Origin of the sequence: Mesorhizobium sp. M0058 (genome assembly GCF_040323095.1) — a bacterium.
In the GTDB taxonomy this organism is placed as follows: domain Bacteria; phylum Pseudomonadota; class Alphaproteobacteria; order Rhizobiales; family Rhizobiaceae; genus Mesorhizobium.
Map to the genome: position 1 here is coordinate 105534 of NZ_JAMYUQ010000011.1, position 19500 is coordinate 125033.

The following is a 19500-nucleotide window of genomic DNA, read 5'->3' on the forward strand; positions in this document are numbered from 1 at the left end:
TTGCGTGCCGACCCTCCCCACAAGGGGGAGGGTAAGGCGCCTCACAGCGCCTGCGTCGTATAATCCCCTTCGGCCTCGTAAAGCCCGTCCTCGATCTTGGTCTTGTGGACGACCTTCATCTTGCCGCCTTCGACCTTGGAGATGTTCTGGATGCCAAAACACTGGTGGATCTTGCCGTTGAAGGTCTTGGGGCCTTGCGGATGCTCCGGGCCTTCGGCGAATTCGGTCAGCGCCTCGGTCGCCTCGACCAGCTTGGCGCGGTCTTCCGGGCCCTTGTAGCCGGCATCTTCCATCGCCTTCTTAACGACATAGAGCGTCTCCCAGCAGCCGAACATGTGGGCGGCGGTGGAGACGTCCTTGGGGTCGCCGACGGCAGCCCCATTGTCGTCGATGCCGACAGCGGCGCGGTAGGCTTTCTGGGTGGCCGAGTCATTGGCCTGCGCATAGCGCGGCGAACCTTCCCAGAAATGGCTGCCGTCCAAAAATTCGAGGCCGGGGCTGTTGATGTCGGTGGCTTCGAGCGAATCGATGAAGCCGAACAGTTGCGGCCGGTTGGAGCCGTAGAACTCGCCGAGTTCCTTGACGAAGGTGAGCACGGCCGGGCCGACCATCACGTGGTAGATGACTTCGGTCTCGGCCGGGATCTGCGGGAAGTATTTCGTGAAAGATGACTCTGTCGGCGGGATGGCGATCTGGGCGATGACCTCGGCGCCTTGCGCCTTCAGCGCCGGCGGCAGGTAGTCGCGATGGTCGTAGCCGAAGGCGAAATCGGGGAAGATCTGCGTCACCTTCTTGCCGGCATTGGCCGCGATCCATGGCGCCATCGACTGGATCTGGCTCTTCGCATCGGTGATGCCAGGCTGGAAGACATAGCGGTTGAGCTTGGTCGAAGCGACGTGGTGGCCTTCGCTGACGACGAAATACGGGATCTTGTTTTCGCCGGCGGCCGGCGCCGAGCCGATCACCACATGCGAGAACAGCGTGCCGAAGACGATGTCGGTCTTGTGCTGGGTGGCGAACTTGCCGACCACCTCGGCGCCACGGCCGGGATCGGTGCCGTCATCCTCGATCACCAGTTCGACAGGTCGGCCATTGATGCCGCCGGCGTCGTTGATCGCCTTGACCGCGGCGGCACTGGTCTTTTCATACCAGCGGCCATAGGCGGCGCCGATGCCGGTGCGGTGCGACTGGAAGCCGATCTTGATTGGCGCCGAACTCTGCGCCTGGCTGTAGCGGACGAAGCCGGGCGCGAGCGTCAGCCCGGCGCCGGCGGCGAGACCTTTCAGCGCGGTGCGGCGGCTAAGGGTGGATTTGGAGAGATCGAAAAACCCATTCTTGTCAGTCACGGCAGTTCCCCTGTTTTTGAGTTTTGACTGTCTGTAACGAGGCAAGGCCACTCCCTTGCAGGAGGGGCAGAAATTGCATGTGTACAAACTAAATCACCAAAGCACAGAGCTTGCAAGCGGGCTTTCCGCAAAGGCATGTGGATCAGCTTGTCTCATCCGGCCGTCGGCGTGGCAAGCAACCACAGGCCGAAGATCGTGTAGGCAATCATCAGCATGGTGAGCGGCAACTGGCTGAGGGCGGCGCGCGATGGCGCCTGGTGCAGTCGCCAGGCCAGTCCATGGGCAACGAGCACCGCCAGCATGTGCCCGGCGATGATGATGCCGGCCTGCAGGTTCCACAGCCACCAGGCGGAGTGGGCCCCGGCGACGAGGCCGGCCTCGATCTGCATGTCGGCGGCGCCGAACAGGTTCCATCCCAGCGCGAACGGGTCGGACAAAGCGGCAATCGCATACTGGCCGTCGACCAGCAGCGCCGTCAGATAGTGCGCGACATGATAGGCGAGCGCGATCGGTACGATCGACCAGACCAGCAGCCCGGCGGCCTCGCCGTGGGAATGTCGGCTGCCGGCAAGGCGCTGGCCGAGTATGACGGCCAGCAGGAATGCCGCCGCGAGCAGGACGAAGGTCAGCACGAGGCCAAAGCTGCTTATGCCGATGAGCGCGGTGCGGCCGGGATATTCCAGCGGGTTGATGCCGAACAGGCCGAGCCAGAAGAAGGTTTTCGACAGGCCGTCGAAGGACACCGATGACAGGCTGAGCAGCAGGAAAGCGATACCGCTTGCCGGCAGGGGCGCTGCGCCGAGCAGTTTTGAGCCCGGCCAGCAGAGAGCGAGGCGACCGTGTTCATCGCGCTCGACGATGGCGAAACGAGCCACCATGGCGAAAAAGATCGTCAGGAATTCGCCGCGCCGGCTCCAATCGCGGTAGCCAAAGGCGAGCATGGCGATGAAGGTAAGCAACCAGTAGAGGCCGGCGGCATAGGCCAGCCGCGCCGGGTCGTCGGGCGCCGGATAGATCAGTTCGAACCAGGCGAAGGCGAAGAACAGGATAACGGCCGGCCAGCGGCCGAGCCATGAAGGCAAACGCGATTTCTGTCCCTCACCGCCACGAAGCTTGAACAGGCGGCTTTCGATCCGCCGCGGGCCATACCATGGATTCAGCCACGACCAGAGATCGCCGAACAGGCCTTGCGCGATGGCAAGGCCGACCCAGAGCAGCGTCCAGATGGTTAGCGACAGCGGATTGGAGAGCGGGTCGCGGCTGCCGAACAGGCCGGCGGCGACGAGGGTTGCGAAGCCGGCAAAGGAGATGAGGCTGATGATTGTGCGGGCGGTGTCGCTGAAGGTGAAAAGTTGTAAGCGGCGGCGCCAGAAGCGGTCGAGGGTTGCGGGTGGCAGCAGGGCGAGGACGAGGAAGCTGACCGCGACGGCAAGCGCGCCGCCGGCGATGTAGTAGCCGGTGGGAAGCAGGAGGACGTGGCCGCGGTCGGAGGCGTGGGCGAAGGCAGGGGTGGGGAGGAGTGTGAGGGTGGTGGTGATAAGGGTTGGCCGGTGACAGCCGCGCTCTACGACGCCCCCCTCTGTCCTGCCGGACATCTCCCCCTCAAGGGGGGAGATTGGCAGTTGCCCTGCCGGCGCTTCCTTTGCAACGTCGGAGATTAGCGAAGGCGGAGATGACGGGGTAATCTCCCCCCTTGCGGGGGAGATGTCCGGCAGGACAGAGGGGGGTGGGCGGGAACTCACGCTATCGCGATTTCCATTTCGTCCAGCAAGGCACCCGCCGACCCTCAAACCTTGACCAGCTGCTCCACGCGGTCCTTCGCCCCAAAAATCCGGAGATAGCGCTCGATCTCCTTCTTGTCGCCCGTCGCTTTCGCCGGATTGTCCGACAGCTTCACCGCCGGCCGGCCATTGGCCTCCGTTACCTTGCAGACCAGCGATATCGCATCCAGGCTGTTGGTTTCGGTCGGCGCGCAGCCTTCGAAATCGTTGGTGAGGTTGGTGCCCCAGCCGAAGGACATGCGCACCTTGCCCTTGAAGTGCCTGTAGGTCTCCTCGATGGTTTCGACCTCGAGACCGTCGGAGAAGATCAGCAGCTTCTGCCTGGGGTCCTTGCCCTTCTCGCGCCACCAGTCGATGATTTTTTCGCCGCCTTCGATCGGCGGCGCGCTGTCGGGGCGGAAGCCGGTCCAGTCGGCGACCCAGTCCGGGGCGTCGCGCAGGAAGGATGCGGTGCCGAAAGCGTCGGGCAGCACGATCAGCAGGTTGCCGCCGTAATAGCGCTGCCAGTCCTGCAGCACCTTGTAGGGCGATTCCTTCAATTCCTTTTCCGACTTGGCAAGGGCGGCAAAAACCATCGGCAATTCATGCGCGTTGGTGCCGAGCGCTTCGAGGTCGTTGTCCATCGCCAGCAGCACGTTCGAGGTGCCGGTGAAGGCTTCGCCGATGCCTTCCTTGAGCGCCTCGACGCACCAGCGCTGCCACAGGAAGGAATGGCGGCGGCGGGTGCCGAAATCGGAGATGCGGATGCCGGGCAGCGCCTTCAAGCGTTCGGTCTTGGCCCACATCTTCCCCTTGGCGCGTGCATAGAGCACGTCAAGCGCGAAGGGACCGAAGGCGCGCATGGCGGCGCGGGAACGAAGCTCATTGATGATCGCCAGCGCCGGGATTTCCCACAGGGTGGTGTACATCCAGGGACCGCTGAAGGAGAGCTCGTACTGACCGTCGCGCTTGGACAGCTCGTAGTCGGGCAGCCGAAAACCTTCCAGCCAGCCGAGGAATTCCGGCTCGAAGATCTGCTTGCGGCCATAGAAATTGTTACCGCCAAGCCAGATCATCTCCTTTTTGGAGAAGCGCAGCGTGCGAGCATGGTCGAGCTGGTCGCGCAATTCGCCTTCGTCGATGTCGTCGGCAAGCCGCACCGAGGTAGTGCGGTTGATCAGCGAAAAGGTGGCGTCGACCTTGGGGTACATGCCCCAGATCATCTGCAGCATCAGAAGCTTGTAGAAATCGGTGTCGAGCAGGCTGCGGACGATCGGGTCCAGCTTCCAGGTGTGGTTGTAAACGCGCCGCGCTATATCGGTTCTTGCCATGTCCTGCCGTCGCCTTCGCTGCTCACGTCTGTCTTACGCAATTCCGGACGGAAAACCGCCGCACTCGTTTCCTGAAATTGCCTGGCAAGAGCTTAGTAGCATTGAATTTTTGAAAGCGCTTCCCGCTTTCCGGGCTGGCCCGACAAAAAGCAGTCGCTCCGGTCCAGCCTCAACTCTTGGCGCCCACCACCCGCAGCGCCGGACGCTTCCGGCGGCTGCCGATGCGGCCGGCCACCGGCGCGTCGGCGCGGCTGTCGGCTTGTTCCTTTTCGGCAAACAGCCAGTCGACGAACAATTGCACGATCGGCGCCGAACGCATCTCGTTGCGGCAAACGACGTAGAAATCGTCGACCGCCGGCACCGACAGGCTGAACGGCGCCACCAGCAGGCCCCTGGCGAGCAGCATGCTGGCGGTGACGGAATCGCCGAGCGCCACGCCATGTCCGTGCACCGCGGCTTCGATCGCCGTACGGGCGTCGCCGAGATGGTGGCGGCGGCCACGTTCGAGGTCGAGCCCATCGGCGGCGGCCAGCCAGGTGTGCCATTCGCGGCCATCATCGCCATGCAGGATGACATGGCCAGCAAGATCCCGGCAGATGCGGAGCGGCCGGTTGTTGATCAGCGTCGGGCTGACCACCGGGAACAGTTCGAGGCCCGACCATTTGCGCATCCAGCAATCGGTCCAGCTGCCGTCGCCATAGAGCACGCAGACATCGACCTGTGGGGCGCGGATGTCCTTGGGGTCGTTGGACGGGATCAGCGTCAACCTGATATCAGGATATTGCGCCATGAAGCTGCCGAGCCGCGGCGTCATCCACAGAAGCAGCAGCGCCGGCACGCAGGAGACCGACAGCGTACCGGCGCTCGCTGGCCTGGTCATGCGCTGGGTGGCGGCGGCGATGCCGTCGAAGGCGGTCGAGACCGCCGGCAGCAATTCGGCGCCGTGCGGGGTGAGCTTTACCCGCTGTCCGGTGCGTTCGAACAGTTTTACGCCGAGTGATTGCTCGAGCGCCTTGATCTGGTGGCTGATTGCGCCGTGGGTGACGTTGAGCTCACTCGCCGCCTTGGTCAGCGAGGCATGCCGCGCCGTCGCCTCGAAGGCGCGCAAGGGATTCAAGGGGGGCAGACGCTTGGCCATGAGCAACCGGATACTCTGTGAGATTTTCTCACAATCAGCACCGTAACAATATCAATTGATTTTTCAATGCGGCTGCCGGACACTTTGGCAGGTCAACAGCATCAATGACGTGAAATCTACAGGCAGCCAGCGGGACAGCGACCCGGCCGGATGATGGTCAGTTCGCAGATGTCGCCACGGCCGCATGCATCAGCCCGCAGGAGGAGACCGACATGGGTTATGACAGAGGCAAGCTGGAAGCCTTGCGCCGCAAGTATGGCGAGAGCCATGGCGGCGAGATGTTCGACCCGAAGTTCCGCAAGGTCGCGGACAAGATCTTCTCCAAGAGCGGCACAAGGCTGGCGCCCTATGCCGGCATCCCCACCTTCCTCGCCGCGCCCTACCGTGAAATCGCTGCCGACAATCCGGATTTCGGCGATTTGCAGGTGGCGATCATCGGCGTGCCGATGGATCTCGGCGTCACCAACCGGCCCGGCTCGCGCTTCGGGCCAAGGGCGCTGCGCGCCATCGAGCGCATCGGCCCTTACAATCATGTGCTGGAATGCGCGCCGACGCATGAGCTGCGCGTCGCCGACATCGGCGATACGCCGTTCCGCAGCCGCTACCGGCTGGAGGTCAGCCACGAAGACATCGAGCGCCGCACCAACCAGATCGTCGATGCCGGCGTGCTGCCGCTTTCGGTCGGCGGCGACCACTCGATCAGCCATCCGATCCTGAAGGCGGTCGGCAAAAAGGCGCCGGTCGGCATGATCCATATCGACGCCCATTGCGACACAAGCGGGCTGTTCGACATGACCAAGTTCCATCATGGCGGACCGTTCCGCAACGCGGTGCTGGACGGCGTGCTCGACCCGACCCGCACTATCCAGATCGGCATCCGCGGCTCGGCGGAGTATCTGTGGGAGTTCACCTATGAATCCGGCATGACGGTCGTGCATGCCGAAGAGGTGACGGGTCTCGGCATCCCGGCCATCATCGAGAAGGCGCGCAGAATCGTCGGCGACGGCCCGACCTACATTTCCTTCGACGTCGACAGTGTCGATCCGGCCTTCGCGCCGGGTACCGGCACGCCGGAAATAGGCGGCCTGACGACGCGCGAGGTGCTCGAACTGCTGCGCGGCTTGAAAGGCCTCAACATCATCGGCGGCGACGTCGTCGAGGTGGCGCCGCAATATGACGCGACCACCAACACCGCCCATGTCGGCGCCCAGGTCCTGTTCGAGATCCTGAGCCTGATGGTGTTCAGCCCGGCGATCACCGGCAAGGGGGCCTGACGGATTTCACATGCAAAGGCGGCCGCCGCGCTGGAGCCGGCGGCCGTTTCCAAAACAAACAAGCTTCCAGAAGGGGAATACCAATGACAATCCAAATGAAATCAACCATCGCCGCCGCGCTGATGCTCGCCGGCCTCGGCTTCGCCTCCCAGGCCAATGCCGACGCCGTCGACGACATCACCAAGGCCGGCGCCATCAATGTCGGCATCTTCTCCGACTTTCCGCCCTTCTCCTCGGCCAGCGCCGATATGAGCATCAAGGGTTACGACGTCGACGTCGCGCAGGCGATCGCCGATTCACTCAAGGTGAAGCTCAATCTGGTCAGCGTCACCGGCCAGAACCGCATCCCGTATCTCACCGACAAGCGCGTCGATATCCTGATGAGCGTCGGCTATTCCAAGGAGCGCGAGGAGGTGATCGATTTCGCCGCCGCCTATGCGCCCTACTACATCGCCGTCATCGGTCCGGCAGCGCTTTCGATCAAAGGCAAGGAAGATCTCGCCGACAAGTCGATCGCCGTCAATCGCGGCACGCTCGAGGATACGTCGTTGACCGAAGCGGCGCCGGCATCGGCCGACATCAAGCGCTTCGACAACTACAATTCCGTCATCCAGGCCTTCATCTCGGGCCAGACCCAGCTGATGGTGGTCGGCAATGATGTCGGCGCCCAGGTGCTGGCCAAGCAGGACGCGCTGAAGCCGGAGCAGAAGTTCCAGCTTCTGACCTCGCCTTCGCATATCGGCCTCAACAAGAAAGAGGACCGGCTGAAGACGGCGGTCAATGATGCGGTTGCCAAGATGCTGGCCGACGGCAAGCTCGATGAGAGCTCGAAGGCCTGGCTGAAGACGCCGCTCAATCCCGACAACCTCAAGGATTGAGTTCTCGTGGCCTTTGCCTGGCTCCCAGGCGCTGTGGGCGACATCGCGCGCGGCGCGGCCACGACGATCCTGTTGATCGTCGTGACCACGCTCGTGGGCACGCTGCTCAGCATCCTGGGCGCTGCCGGCCGGCGCAACGGCCCGGTATTCGTGAAGCGCGCCATCGCGGTCTATGTCGAGGTGATGCGCAACACGCCGTTCCTGGTGCAGCTGTTCTTCATCTTCTTCGGCCTGCCCAGCCTCGGCATAAGGCTCGATCCGATCCTGGCCGCCATGCTGGCAATGACGCTCAACATGGCAGCCTACACCATTGAAATCGTCGGCGCCGGTCTCGATGCCGTGCCCGGCGGACAAACGGAAGCAGCGCTTGCACTGGGCTTGAGACCGCGCCAGGTGTTCATCAAGATCGTGCTGCCGCAGGCGCTCAAGGTGATCTACCCGGCGCTGACCAGCCAGATCGTCATCATGATGCTGGAATCGGCCGTGGTGTCGCAGATCGCCGTGCGTGAGCTGACCTATGAGGCCGACATGCTGCAAGCCCGCACCTTCCGCTCCTTCGAAACCTATTTCGTCGTGACCCTGGTCTACCTCGTCCTGTCCATGGCCTTGCGCCGGCTGCTGGTCACAGGCGGGCGCCGCGTATTGGGGGCAGGTGTCACATGATCGAATTCACCTTCTGGGACATCGTTCGCAATCTGCTGCTCGCCGCCCGCTGGACGGTGCTGTTGTCGCTGGCGGCCTTTGTCGGCGGGGCGGTGGTAGGGCTGATCGTGCTGTTCTTCCGCATCGCCGAAAATAAATGGAGCCGGCGCATCGCTTCCGGCTACATCGCCCTGTTCCAGGGAACGCCGCTGTTGATGCAGCTGTTCCTGATGTTCTTCGGCCTGCCGATGCTCGGCCTGCGCATCGAGCCATGGACGGCAGCGGTGCTCGGCCTGACCTTCTTCGCCAGCGCCTATCTGGCCGAGATCTGGCGCAGCGGCGTCGATGCGCTGCCGCGCGGGCAGTGGGACGCTGGCGCCAGCCTTGGGCTGCACCGTCTGCAGGAGCTCAGGCTGATCATCCTGCCGCAGGCGTTCTCGATCACAAGGGCGCCGATCGTCGGCTTCCTGGTGCAGTTGATCAAATCGACGGCGCTGACCTCGATCATCGGCTTCGAGGAGCTGGTCAGAACCTCCAACGCCATCAACAACGCCACCTTCGAACCGTTCAAGGTCTACGGGCTGGTGGCGCTGATCTTCTTCGTCATGTGCTTTCCACTGACGCAATACGCCCGTACGCTCGAACAACGAGCGGCGGCCCACTGACGCCAGGCGGCGACAGTGCGTGAAGGGAACCTGCCGGAATAGAACGGCATCAACTGAGGAGAAACCAGATGAACAGACTGATTGGAAAATCCCTGACACGGCGCGGCGTGCTTGGTGCGGGCCTCGCTACAGCCGGCGTGCTCGCCATGCCGTCGATCCTGCGCGCGCAGGACAAGTCGCTGAAGGTCGGCGTCTATGGCGGCTATTTCAAGAAATCCTTCGACGAGCACGTCTTCCCCGACTTTACCAAGGCGACCGGCATTGCGGTCGAGTCGGTCGCCGAGCCGACCGGCGAAGCCTGGCTGGTGCAGCTCGAACAGGCGTCCAAGGCCGGCCAAGCCCCGGCCGACCTTTCGATGATGTCGCAGACCTCGACGCTGAAGGGCCAGTCGACCGAATTGTGGACGCCGCTCGATACGTCGAAGTTCAAGCACTACAACGACCTCTTGCCGCGCTTCGTCAACAAATATCCGGATGGCCGGGTCGCCGGCATCGGCGCCGTCGCCTGGTGGATCACGCTGGTCTCCAACACCGACGTCTACAAGGATGCGCCGACCTCATGGGAGACTCTGTGGGACAAGGCCAATGAGGACAAGCTTGGCCTTCTGGCACTTGCCTCGAACTCGTTCCTGCTCGAAGTGACAGCCAAGACCTTCATGGGCGGCACCAATGCGCTCGACACCGAGGACGGACTGAACAAGGCGTTCGAAAAGCTCGCCGAGCTCAAGCCGAATGTCCGGCTGTGGTATCGCGACGAGGCGCAGTTCGAGCAGGCGCTGAAGTCGGGCGAGATCCCGATGGGCCAGTATTATCACGACGTCACCGGCCTCGCGGTCGCCGACGGCTTCCATGTCCGCTCGACCTTCCCGAAGGAAGGCGGCATCCAGGATTCCGGCAATTGGGTGCTGTCGCGCGCCTCGACCAAGGTCGACGAGGCGCATGCCTTCATCGACTATATGAGCCAGCCGTCGATGCAGGGCCTGATGTCGCGCAAGGTCGGAACCACGCCGACGCTGAAGAAAGAGGTGCTCGACCTCAAGCCGGAAGAGTTCGCAGCCGTGTCGTCGGATATCGATCCGATCATCCCGCGCTACGACCTCTATACGTCGAAGGCCGACTGGATCAACCAGAAGTGGACCGAGCTGATCGTCGGCTGAGCCGTTCGATCCGTCTGAACCACAGCGGCCGCCGGCATAGTCCGGCGGCCCCTTAGCAAACCCTCCAAGGGATGAGCATGTCCGGACTAGACATCAACGCCGTCACCAAAAAATTCGGCAACTTCGCCGCCGTCGACAATGTCCAGCTCAACGTGCCGCATGGCACGTTCGTGTGTCTGCTCGGCCCGTCGGGCTGCGGCAAGACCACGCTGCTGCGCATGATTGCCGGACTGGAGGAGCCGACCAGCGGCGCCATCGTGCTCGACGGCGAGGACATCACGCCTTTGCCGACGCACAAGCGCAATCTCGGCATGGTGTTCCAGTCGCTGGCGCTGTTTCCGCATCTCTCCGTCGGCGACAACATCGCCTATGCGCTGCGCATTCGCGGCGCCTCGAAGGAGGAGCAGAAGAAACGCGTCGACGAGTTGCTGGGCCTCATCCATCTGACCGGCTTTGCCGACCGTCCGGTGGCCAAACTATCGGGCGGTCAGCGCCAGCGCGTGGCAATTGCGCGGGCCTTGGCGCTGTCGCCGAAACTGTTCCTGCTCGACGAGCCGCTGTCGGCGCTCGACGCCAAACTGCGCGAGGCCATGCAGGTGGAACTGCGCCAGTTGCAGCAGCGGTTGGGCATCACCACCATCGTCGTCACCCACGACCAGCGCGAAGCCATGACCATGGCCGACCTGGTCGTCGTCATGGGCCACGGCAGGATCCTGCAGGCGGCGCCGCCAATCGAGATCTACCGCAAGCCGGCCGACGCCTTCGTCGCGGACTTCATCGGCATCACCAATCTGCTGCCGGCCGAGATCGACAGCACCGGGCGCACCACCATTCTGGGCACAGCCATTCCAGGTCTTGCCATGCCGGCGGGTCAGACCAAAGCTTCTGTATCGGTCCGCCCCGAGGATGTGCATCTCGGCAGCCCCGGCGGCTCGGCCATCACCGGCGAGGTGAGTTTCGTGCGCGATCTCGGCGGCACCATCGAGACCTTCGTCGACGTCGGCGGCACCAGCATCATTGCGGTGACGACGCCGCGCGAGCGGCATGACGTGCCGGTCGGCGCCAAGGTCGGCGTAACATTGCCGCCGGCAAGCTGCGTGGTGCTCGGCGCATGAGACGCGAAGCCCCGAAGTCGATAGCCGACTACACGCCGCTGTTCTTTCCGGCGCTGATGCTGGTCGTCTTCTTCGTCGTGCCGTTCTCGACGATGATCGCGGTCAGCTTCTTCAAGCGCAACCCGTCCGGTTTCTACACGCCGGATTTCGTGTTCGACAATTACGCCCGCTTCCTGTCGGTGTTCTTCGGCGGCGTGCTCGGCTTTTCGCTGATGCTGGCGGTGCTGGTCGCCGTCTGCTGCGTCGCCATCGCCTTCCCCTTCACCTACCTTTTGACCCGTCGGCCGCGCCGCGTGCAGACGCTGTGGCTGGTCGGCCTCCTGTCGGTGCTGTCGCTGTCGGAAGTCATTATCGGCTTTGCCTGGTCGACGCTGTTTTCGCGCACCGCCGGCATCACCAATTTGTTCGTGGCGATCGGGCTGATGGACAAGCCGGTGGCGCTGCTGCCGACCTTTGGCGCGGTGCTGACCGGCATGGTCTACCAGGCGCTGCCCTATACGATCCTGGTGCTGTACCCCGCCCTCGTGCGCCTCGACCCGACATTGCTCGAGGCAGCGCGCACGCTCGGCGCCTCGCCGATCCGCGCCTTCTTCAACGTCGTCGCGCCGGCGCTCAGAAACACCATCGTGGCGACGCTGATCATGGTTTTCGTATTCGCCCTCGGCTCGTATCTTTTGCCGCAGATTCTGGGACGGCCGCAGCACTGGACGCTGTCGGTGCTGATCACCGACCAGGCGATCTACCAGTCCAACATGCCGTTCGCGGCCGCAATGGCGGTGTTCCTGGTGCTGATCTCGCTGGCGCTGGTCGGATTGACACTGCTCGTCGGGCGAAGGGAGAACGCCCTATGACCGCGACCTTGCTGCGCCGTGTCTATTTCACCATCGTCGCTTTGTTTCTGGCGGCGCCGCTGATCGTCGTCGCCGGCGTGTCGGTGAATTCGCGGCAGGAGCTCAGCTTCCCCCCGGTCGGCTTCTCGCTCGCCTGGTACGCCCAGATCTTCACCGACCCGGAATGGCGGCTGGCGCTGATCCATTCTGTGACGCTGGCCGTCTGTTCGGCCGCGATTGCCGTGGCGGTGGCGCTGCCGCTGGCCTGGTTCCTGTGGCGGCGCATCGCGCCATGGGCGAACATTTTCCAGGTGCTGGGGCTTGCCCCCTTCATCCTACCGCCGGTCATCACCGCGCTCGGCTTCCTCTCCTTCTGGGCGACGGTCGGGCTGTTCGGCCAGTTCTTCACCGCCATAATCAGCCACGCCATCTTCTTCGTGACGCTGCCGCTGGTGACGCTGTCGCTCGGCTTTGCCTCGATCGACCGCTCGCTGGTCGAGGCCGCCGCCACCATGGGCGCCGATGACCGCACAGTGCTGAAAACCGTGCTGCTGCCGTTGATCCTGCCCTACCTCGTCTCGGGCTACGCCTTCGCCTTCGTCTTGTCGCTCAACGAATACATCGTCGCCTACATGACGATCGGCTTCACCACTGAGACGCTGCCCATCAAGATCTTCAACGCGCTGCGCTACGGCTACACACCGACCATGGCTTCGGTGTCGGTGTTCTTCGTCGCGGTGGCCGCATTGGTGTTCGGCTCGATCGCCAGGTTCGGCGATATACGCAGGCTGCTCGGCGCGATGTCGTCGGACGGGAGCTGAGCGCAGCCACGCCAAACGAGAACGGCCGCCGAACCCGGCGGCCGTTTTGCTTTTAATGGCTGAAGACGAGCGGCGGCGCGATCCTATCCCGCCGCAGCCAGCGCGCGAGGAGCAGCACCGCCACCACGGCCAGCCCCGACGCCAGGCCGATCCAGATGCCGACGCCGTGCAAGCCGAAATGGAAGGCGAGCAGCACGCCGAGCGGCAGGCCGATGCCCCAATAGCCGATCGCCGCGTAAATCATCGGCACCTTGGTGTCGTGCAGGCCGCGCAGCATGCCGGCGGCAACGGCCTGCGCGCCGTCGAAGATCTGGAACAGCGCGGCAAAGGCCAAGAACGACACGGCCAGCGCCATCACCCTGGCATTGGCCGGATCGGTCATGTCGATGAAGGCGCTGATCAACAGATGCGGCCACAGCACCATCACCAGCGCCATCAGCGCCATGGACGAGACGCCGATGACGAAGGCGGTCCAGCCGGCGCGCGAAACGCCGGCCGGATTGCCGGCGCCGTGGGCCAGGCCGACGCGCACCGTCACAGCCTGGTTGAGGCCGAGCGGCACCATGAAGGAGATCGAGGCGATCTGGATGGCGATGGCGTGCGCGGCGAGCGAATCCGCATCGATCAGGCCCATCAGCAGGGCTGCGGCGTTGAAGATCGTCACCTCGAAGGCGAGGATGCCGGCGATCGGCATGCCGAGCCGCACCAGACCCTTGAAGCGCGGCCAGTCGGAGCGCCAGAAGCGGCCGAACAGGCGGTAGCGGCGGAACTTCTTCTCCAGCATCACCACGGCTGCCAGGCCGCAGAACATCAGCGTGCTCGACAGCGTGGTCGCCAGCCCCGAACCGGCAATGCCCATCGAGGTGACGCCGAGATTGCCGAACATGAACACCCAGTTGAAAAAGGCGTTGCAGGCGACGGCGACGAAAACGATGACCAACGCCCAGCCTGGCCGCTCCAGCGCCGAGATGAACGAGCGCAGCACGATATAGCCGTAGAACGGCAGCACCGCCCATTCCAGCCAGCGCAGATAGATGCCGGCCTGGTGGGCGAGCGCCGGCTCCTGGCCCATGGCCAGCAGAATGGCCTCGCCATGCCACAGCACGATCCAGATCGGGATCGAGATCAGGATCGCCAGCCACAGCCCTTGCCGCACGGTACGGCGCAAATCGCGCACCGAATAGCGCCGGCGGCCAAGCTCGGTGGCGATCATCGGCGAGGTCGCCAGCATCAGGCCGAGGCCGAAGATCAGCGGCATGAAATAGAGGTTGGCGCCGAGCGCGCCGCTGGCCAGCGTGTCCGCGCCCAGACGCCCCATCATCATGACGTCGGTGGCGGTCATCGCGGTCTGGCCGAGATTGGTGAGCACCATCGGCCAGGCCAGCGCCAGCGTCGCCCTGATTTCCTGACGCCAAAGATTTTCCGGCGCACGAGCGCCGGCTTCGATCGCAGACATTGTCCTGCTCTTTCCGATTGCGGCGCGTCGGCAACGAGGCCGGAAGCCGCACTTCCAAACGGCAAAACCTTCGGTTTCGCAGCGTTTGCGTCGTTCTATTGGACGAAATGCGGCATGAAGGCAAGGGAGGACGGGCAGCCGGCGATTGAGCCAGAGGCGGGAACCCTCCTATCCGGCTGCCCTTGGGTCAACCGATGCTTTCGCCGCCGTCGATCACCAGCGCCTGGCCGGTCATGAAGGATGAGCGGTCGGAGACCAGGAACAGGATCGCTTCGGCGATCTCTTCGGCGCTCGCCCAGCGCCCCATCGGGATCTTGGTGCGGACATAGGTCTCGATCGCCTCGCGGCCGCCCATCTGGGCGATGAACGGCTCGTTGAAGGGGGTGTCGACCCAGCCGGGGCAGAGCGCGTTGACGCGCACATTGTGCCGGGCATAGTCGAGCGAAATCTGCCTGGTCATCGCCACCACGGCATGTTTGGACGTGGCATAGGCGATCATCTCGCGGTCGTAGAAGACGCCCGAATTCGAAGCCGTGTTGAGGATGACGCCGCCGCCTTGCGCGACCATTGCCGGCATGACCAGCCGCGCGGCCAGAAACTGCGCCCGTACATTGATGCGCCATGACGCATCCATACCATCGACCTCGACCTCGGTCAGCGTGCCGCCGACCTGGATGCCGGCGTGATTGTGCAGAATGTCGATGCGGCCATACTTGCCGAGAGTGCCTGTGACGAGCTGCCCGATCGCGGCGTCGTCAGAAACGTCGGTGACAATGGCCTCGGCCTGCCCGCCCACTGCCCGGATGTCCGCCGCCGTGGTCTCGCCGCTGGCCAGATCCCGGTCGGCGATGACCACCAGCGCGCCTTCCCTGGCCATGATCATGGCGCCGGCGCGGCCGATGCCGGAACCGGCGCCCGTCACCACGGCGATGCGGTCTCTAAGGATCATGAATTTGTCTTTCAGCTGGATGGCTTGTTCAGTTTGACGGCTGGCGCTGGCGCAGCTGCCATTGGGCAAGCACCACCAGAAGAACCGAGGCGACGAGCACGATGGTGCCGATGGCGTTGATTTCCGGCGTCACGCCGCGCCGGATCGAGGCGAAGACATAGATCGGCAGCGTCGTCTGCGCGCCGGCGACGAAGAAGGCGACGATGAAATCGTCGAAGGAGAAGGTGAAGGCGAGCAGGAAGCCGGCGATCACCGCCGGCATGATCTGCGGCAGCACGATCGCGCGAAACGTCGTCAGCGGCGTGGCGTAGAGATCGCTCGAGGCCTCAACCAGGTTGCGGTCGAGGCTGGCGAGACGCGTGCCGACGATTATCGTCACCAACGCCATCGAAAACAGGCCGTGGGCGGCGATGATCGATCCATAGCCGAGCGACAGGCGCGGCGGCTGGTCGTTTGGCCAGATCGAGGCGAGGAACGGGTTGAGCACGCCAAACAGCTGGACCAGCGCGACAAGCGTCGAGATGCCGATGACGACGCCGGGAACGACGATCGCGGCACCCATCAGCGCGTCGAAGACGGCGCGGGTTCTGAGCCCCACCCGCGCCAGGCCGAGTGCCGCCGCCGTGCCGCACACCGCCGCCAGAAGGGCGCTGGTGGTAGCGATGAACAGGCTGTTCTTCAACGCCTCGACCAGGAACGGGTTCGACAGCGCCGTGCCGTACCACTGCACCGAAAAGCCGGTGAACTCGCTGGCATGGCGGCCGGCGTTGAAGGAAAACAGCACGACCAGCGCGATCGGCAGATAGAGGAAGGCGAAGACGGCTGTGACGAAGGCGCGCATCAGATCAGATCCACCCTGCGGGCGCCCGACACCCGTGTCGAAATGCGGTTTGCCGCGATCAGCACCACCACCGAAACCGCCACCAGCGTGATGGCGATGGCCGATCCGAACGGCCAGTTGCGCGACTGCAGGAACAGGTCGACCAATGCGTTGCCGATGAAGAACACCTTGCCGCCGCCAAGCAGCGTCGGGATGAGGTATTCGCCAAGCAGCAGGATCATGACCAGCGAGAAGCCGGTCATGACGCCCGGCAGCGACAGCTTCAGCGTCACCCCCAGAAAGGTTGAGAGCGGGGTCGCGCCGAGATCGGCGGAGGCTTCCAGCAGCCTTCGGTCGAGCCGCTCGAGACTGACATAGATCGGCAGGATCATGAGGGGCAAATAGCCATAGACGATGCCGAGCAGCACGGCGCCCGGCGTGTTGATCAACCTGACATCCTCGATGCCGACAAAGGCCAGCAGTGCGGGAATGCCGCGTCCGCCCAGAATGTACATCCAGGCGTAGGTGCGCATCAAAAGGCTGGTCCAGAACGGAATGACGACGAGCGCAAGCAGGATCAGCCGCCAGCGCTCCGGCGCCTTCAGGGCGAGATAGTAGGCAACCGGGTAGGCGACGAGCAGGCAGGCAAGCGCGCCCACCGGCGCCAGCATCATCGTGTTCCAGAAAGCAGTCGCCCGCGCCGGAAGATTGGCATACTGCGCCAGCGTGAAGGCGGCCTGATAGCCGCCCTCCGGCGCCCGCTCGCCGACGCTGAATACGGCAATGGCGATGAACGGCAACACCAGGAACACCACCAGCCACGCCGTGGCCGGTGCGAGCAGCAGCGCTGTCAGAAAATTGTGCCGAAATCTGTTGCCGTGCATTAAACCGCCCCGATGCCGGCGGACCTAGGCCCGCCGGTTTTCCGTTTGCGTCAGGCCAGCCTCAAGCCGACTTGAAGCGCGCCATCAGTTCGGCGCGGCCGGGGTCGGTCAGCGTCGCCGCCGCACCAAACTCCAGCGGTGTCAACAGGTCGGCCGCCGGGTAAAGGATCGGATTGTCGAGCACTTCCTTGGGCAGCAGTTTGTTGACCCGCGCGTCGGTCGAGGGCGCGCCATTGGCGAGATGCTCCTTCACAGCAACCTCCGGGGTCATCAGATAATTGAGCAAGGCATAGCCGGCCGGCTTGTTCGGCGCGTCCTTCGGGATGGCGTAGAAATCGGTCCAGATTTCGCCGCCCTCCTTGCCCAAGACATAGGCGATCTCTGGAATATCGCGATGCAGCTGTGCGCCATCATTCGTCCAGCACATGGTCATCCAGGCGTCGCCCGCCCGCATGCCCGGCTGGTAGTCCGAAGAGACCGCGAACAGATGCGGCTTGACCTTGAGCAGCAGTTCCTCGGCCTTGGCGAGTTCGTCCTGCTTCAGCGAGTTGAAGGAATAGCCGTAATATTTCAGCGCGTTGCCGATGGTGGTCAGCTGGTAGTCATGCACCATGGTGCGGCCATCGCCCTCAGCCATGGCGACGTCCCAGAATTCCTTCCAGCTCGTCATCGGCTTGGCCAGCTTCTTGGTGTTGACGGCAAAGCCCGTGGTGCCCCAGTTCTTCGGCACCGCGTAGGTCGTGCCGTCGATCGTGCCTTCCGAGGTGAAGCGCGGGTCCTCCTGGGAGCCGTCGAAATTCGGCAGCTTGGCCATATCGAGCGGATCGATGATGCCGAGCTTCTTGTAGGTCGAGATCGTGTAGTTGGTCGGCACGAACAGGCTCCAGCCCGAGGCGCCGGCCTGCAGCTTGGCCAGCATCTCCTCATTGGAGCCGAACACGTTGACCTCGACGGCGACGCCGGTGTCCTTCTTGAAATTCTCGAAGGTCTGCGGGTCGTGATAGTTCGGCCAGGTGGCGATCGACATGCGGTCGCCGAGGTTTTCGGCGGCGAAGGCCGGCGTCGGCATGATGCCGAGCTCGCGCGCCATCACCGCGGTTGCGATGCCAAGGCCGGTGAGGCCGAGGAAGTCGCGGCGGCCGATCGAGCCGCGCTTCAGGCGCATCAGCTGGTCGACGAAGTTCTCAGGGCTAATCGGCAGTCCGTCACGATATGATTTCGACATTTTTTGCTACCCTCTGGTTGGTCCCGTTGTTCTTGGTCTCCGGAAACGCCAGCGGCGTCCCGGAGGCAAAGCCGATGGCGACGGGTTCACCCGGCTTGAAGAGGTTGCCATGGCCGATCACATGGTCGGCCTTGGCCAGCAGCGTTCCGATGCCCTGCACCTCGATGGCGTATTCCGCCGTTGAGCCCAAGAAGATCCGGTTGCGTACGATGCCCTTGAAAGGGCTGCCTTTGGTGGCGCCGAGGCTTAGCGATTCAGGACGCAGGCTGACAGAAACGGTCTCGCCCTGCTGCAAGGCGGTTCGTTTGCGCGCGGCAATGACGGTTCCGTCCGCCAGCGCCACATTGACAAGATCGCCTGTATGCCCGGCAACCTTGCCGCTCAACAGATTGGTCTTGCCGACGAAGTCGGCGACGAACAGGTCGGCCGGCTCGTCATAGATCTCGCTTGGTTGCCCGAGCTGTACGATGCGGCCGCCGTTCATGACGCAGACGAAGTCGCTCATCGACAGCGCCTCCTCCTGGTCGTGGGTGACCAGCACGAAGGTGATGCCGATCTCGCGCTGCAGGTTCTGCAACTCGATCTGCATGTCGGTGCGCAGTTTCTTGTCGAGGGCCGCCAGCGGCTCGTCGAGCAACAGCACGGCCGGCTTGTTGACCAGTGCGCGCGCCAGCGCGACGCGCTGCTGCTGGCCGCCGGACAGTTCGTGGATCTTGCGGCCGCCATAGCCGGCGAGCCGCACCATTTCGAGCGCCTCGCCGGCGCGACGGCCGATTTCCTGCGACGACAGGCGTGGCCGTGCCTGGCGCAGCCCGTAGGATACATTGGCTTCGACATCGAGGTGCGGAAACAGCGCATATTGCTGGAACACCATGTTGACCGGGCGGCGATAGGGCGGTGTGCCGGCCATGTCTTGGCCGCGGATGAACACCTGGCCTTCGCTCGGCTGCTCGAAGCCGCCGATCATGCGCAGGCATGTGGTCTTGCCGCAGCCGGACGGTCCGAGAAGGGCGACAAAGGCGGAGGGCGGCACAGCCAGATCGATGCCGCTGACAGCGGTCACGGCGCCATAGCGCTTGGTGACGCCGCGAAACTCGATGTCGGGCACTGCGGTCAAAGTGCTGGCTCCAGCAACAGGGCTATTTCAGGACGCTACCAGAGCCGATGGCGGCTAGTATATACCTCGCAGGTGGTATATCTGATCTATTT

The 19500-nt window shown here is 63.8% G+C and carries 18 protein-coding genes; 8 read left to right on the forward strand and 10 right to left on the reverse strand.

Features of this window, described 5'->3' with window-relative positions; genetic code table 11:
• Positions 1 to 41: 41 nt before the first annotated feature.
• From NKJ75_RS20075 to gcvA, 4 genes are all read right to left on the reverse strand, one after another.
• A complete protein-coding gene (locus NKJ75_RS20075; protein ID WP_352500084.1) occupies positions 42 to 1346 on the reverse strand; it encodes an ABC transporter substrate-binding protein in 1305 nt (434 codons plus the stop codon).
• 152 nt (positions 1347 to 1498) lie between these two features.
• Positions 1499 to 2941, reverse strand: a complete 1443-nt coding sequence (locus tag NKJ75_RS20080) for a hypothetical protein (protein ID WP_352500085.1) — start codon at positions 2939 to 2941, stop codon at positions 1499 to 1501.
• Between the two features lie 191 nt (positions 2942 to 3132).
• On the reverse strand, positions 3133 to 4437 hold the full coding sequence (gene pncB / locus NKJ75_RS20085; RefSeq protein ID WP_023671281.1) for a nicotinate phosphoribosyltransferase: 1305 nt from the start codon (positions 4435 to 4437) through the stop codon (positions 3133 to 3135).
• Between the two features lie 169 nt (positions 4438 to 4606).
• A complete protein-coding gene (gene gcvA, locus NKJ75_RS20090; RefSeq protein ID WP_023671280.1) occupies positions 4607 to 5575 on the reverse strand; it encodes a transcriptional regulator GcvA in 969 nt (322 codons plus the stop codon).
• Between the two features lie 212 nt (positions 5576 to 5787).
• Here gcvA and speB point away from each other — a divergent pair, with 212 nt between their 5' ends.
• From speB to NKJ75_RS20130, 8 genes are all read left to right on the forward strand, one after another.
• On the forward strand, positions 5788 to 6849 hold the full coding sequence (gene speB, locus NKJ75_RS20095; protein ID WP_023671279.1) for an agmatinase: 1062 nt from the start codon (positions 5788 to 5790) through the stop codon (positions 6847 to 6849).
• An 83-nt stretch (positions 6850 to 6932) separates the two neighbouring features.
• Positions 6933 to 7727: a transporter substrate-binding domain-containing protein gene (locus NKJ75_RS20100; protein ID WP_352500086.1), complete on the forward strand. Its 795-nt coding sequence runs from the start codon at positions 6933 to 6935 to the stop codon at positions 7725 to 7727.
• A 6-nt stretch (positions 7728 to 7733) separates the two neighbouring features.
• Positions 7734 to 8390, forward strand: a complete 657-nt coding sequence (locus NKJ75_RS20105) for an amino acid ABC transporter permease (protein ID WP_023671277.1) — start codon at positions 7734 to 7736, stop codon at positions 8388 to 8390.
• The gene (locus NKJ75_RS20110; protein WP_023671276.1) at positions 8387 to 9034 is read left to right on the forward strand and encodes an amino acid ABC transporter permease; all 648 of its coding nucleotides are present in this window, start codon (positions 8387 to 8389) and stop codon (positions 9032 to 9034) included. Before NKJ75_RS20105 ends, NKJ75_RS20110 begins: the two co-directional genes overlap by 4 nt.
• Positions 9035 to 9102: 68 nt before the next feature.
• On the forward strand, positions 9103 to 10191 hold the full coding sequence (locus tag NKJ75_RS20115) for an ABC transporter substrate-binding protein (protein ID WP_023671275.1): 1089 nt from the start codon (positions 9103 to 9105) through the stop codon (positions 10189 to 10191).
• Between the two features lie 77 nt (positions 10192 to 10268).
• Positions 10269 to 11306: an ABC transporter ATP-binding protein gene (locus NKJ75_RS20120; RefSeq protein WP_023671274.1), complete on the forward strand. Its 1038-nt coding sequence runs from the start codon at positions 10269 to 10271 to the stop codon at positions 11304 to 11306.
• Positions 11303 to 12157 carry an ABC transporter permease gene (locus NKJ75_RS20125; RefSeq protein WP_023711357.1) on the forward strand — a complete coding sequence of 285 codons (855 nt, stop codon included), beginning with the start codon at positions 11303 to 11305 and terminating at the stop codon, positions 12155 to 12157. Before NKJ75_RS20120 ends, NKJ75_RS20125 begins: the two co-directional genes overlap by 4 nt.
• Positions 12154 to 12957, forward strand: coding sequence for an ABC transporter permease (locus NKJ75_RS20130; RefSeq protein WP_352500087.1), 804 nt, complete (start codon positions 12154 to 12156; stop codon positions 12955 to 12957). The genes NKJ75_RS20125 and NKJ75_RS20130 overlap by 4 nt, the downstream gene beginning before the upstream one ends.
• Before the next feature lie 52 nt (positions 12958 to 13009).
• On the opposite strand, the gene NKJ75_RS20135 is transcribed toward NKJ75_RS20130, so the two are convergent.
• From NKJ75_RS20135 to NKJ75_RS20160, 6 genes are all read right to left on the reverse strand, one after another.
• On the reverse strand, positions 13010 to 14413 hold the full coding sequence (locus NKJ75_RS20135; RefSeq protein ID WP_352500088.1) for an MATE family efflux transporter: 1404 nt from the start codon (positions 14411 to 14413) through the stop codon (positions 13010 to 13012).
• A gap of 187 nt (positions 14414 to 14600) precedes the next feature.
• Positions 14601 to 15362, reverse strand: coding sequence for an SDR family NAD(P)-dependent oxidoreductase (locus tag NKJ75_RS20140; RefSeq protein ID WP_352500089.1), 762 nt, complete (start codon positions 15360 to 15362; stop codon positions 14601 to 14603).
• A gap of 28 nt (positions 15363 to 15390) precedes the next feature.
• Complete coding sequence (locus tag NKJ75_RS20145; RefSeq protein ID WP_352500090.1) at positions 15391 to 16203, reverse strand: ABC transporter permease; 813 nt, start codon at positions 16201 to 16203, stop codon at positions 15391 to 15393.
• On the reverse strand, positions 16203 to 17066 hold the full coding sequence (locus tag NKJ75_RS20150) for an ABC transporter permease (RefSeq protein ID WP_352500091.1): 864 nt from the start codon (positions 17064 to 17066) through the stop codon (positions 16203 to 16205). The genes NKJ75_RS20145 and NKJ75_RS20150 overlap by 1 nt, the downstream gene beginning before the upstream one ends.
• A gap of 61 nt (positions 17067 to 17127) precedes the next feature.
• A complete protein-coding gene (locus NKJ75_RS20155) occupies positions 17128 to 18291 on the reverse strand; it encodes an ABC transporter substrate-binding protein (RefSeq protein ID WP_023683578.1) in 1164 nt (387 codons plus the stop codon).
• Positions 18272 to 19408 carry an ABC transporter ATP-binding protein gene (locus NKJ75_RS20160; protein WP_023823950.1) on the reverse strand — a complete coding sequence of 379 codons (1137 nt, stop codon included), beginning with the start codon at positions 19406 to 19408 and terminating at the stop codon, positions 18272 to 18274. Before NKJ75_RS20160 ends, NKJ75_RS20155 begins: the two co-directional genes overlap by 20 nt.
• Positions 19409 to 19500: the final 92 nt, after the last annotated feature.